General features: G+C 61.0%; 1 protein-coding gene. It reads left to right on the forward strand.

Going from position 1 to position 876, the window contains the following annotated elements; genetic code table 11:
• Positions 1-876: aminotransferase class I/II-fold pyridoxal phosphate-dependent enzyme (locus tag H6A60_RS11855; RefSeq protein WP_205104888.1), on the forward strand; the 876-nt coding region annotated here is incomplete at both ends.

The raw sequence follows: 876 nt of genomic DNA on the forward strand, positions 1-876 counted from the left end.
AGTCCTCGAATTCGAATGAATCGAATCGCCTTTTCGGCCTCTCGGCTTCGGAGCGCTCGTCGCTCTTGAAGTCGCTGCGCCGGCCGGGTACGGCCGGTGCGAGCGTCGGCCGCTCGCTCGGCGTGGCGCTCTGGCATCCGGATCCGAAAATGACGAACTTCGAAGAGTTCCCTGCGCTCAAGCAGCTGCGCATGGAGCAGGAGGTCGCCAGACGCGCCGGGATTCTCAATCCCTTCTTTCTCTGCCACGACGGCATCGCGAAGGCCGAGACGTCGATTGGCGGCGTGAAGTATTTGAACTTCTCGACCTACGACTACCTTGACCTCAACGGCCATCCCGCGCTTGAAGAAGCTGCGATCGATGCGCTTCGCCGCTACGGTACGAGTGCTTCGGCTTCGCGTCTCGTTTCAGGCGAGCGTCCCCCGCATCGCGCGCTCGAAAAGCAGCTCGCCGACATTTACGACGCAGAAGACTGCATCGTCTATGTGAGCGGTCACGCGACGAACGTTTCGACGATCGGGAAGCTCTTCGGGCCGCAGGACGTGATTTTTCACGATCAGCTCTCGCACAACTCGATCGTGATGGGCTCGATCGCTTCGAGCGCAAAGCGCATCAGCTTCCCGCACAACGATACCGAGGCGCTTGAGCGTCTTCTGAAAGAACACCGCCCCAAGGCGCAGCGCGCGCTCATCGTCACCGAAGGCGTCTTCTCGATGGACGGCAACATCGCCGACCTTCCCGGACTCATTCGCTTGAAGAAGGAGTGGGGGTGCTTCCTCATGGTCGACGAAGCGCACGCTCTGGGTGTGCTCGGCAAGAGCGGCCGAGGCACGCACGAGCACTTCGGCATCAATCCCAAGGATGTCGATCTCTGGA

This window comes from Sutterella massiliensis (genome assembly GCF_016899755.1).
Classification (GTDB): Bacteria; Pseudomonadota; Gammaproteobacteria; order Burkholderiales; family Burkholderiaceae_F; genus Sutterella; species Sutterella massiliensis.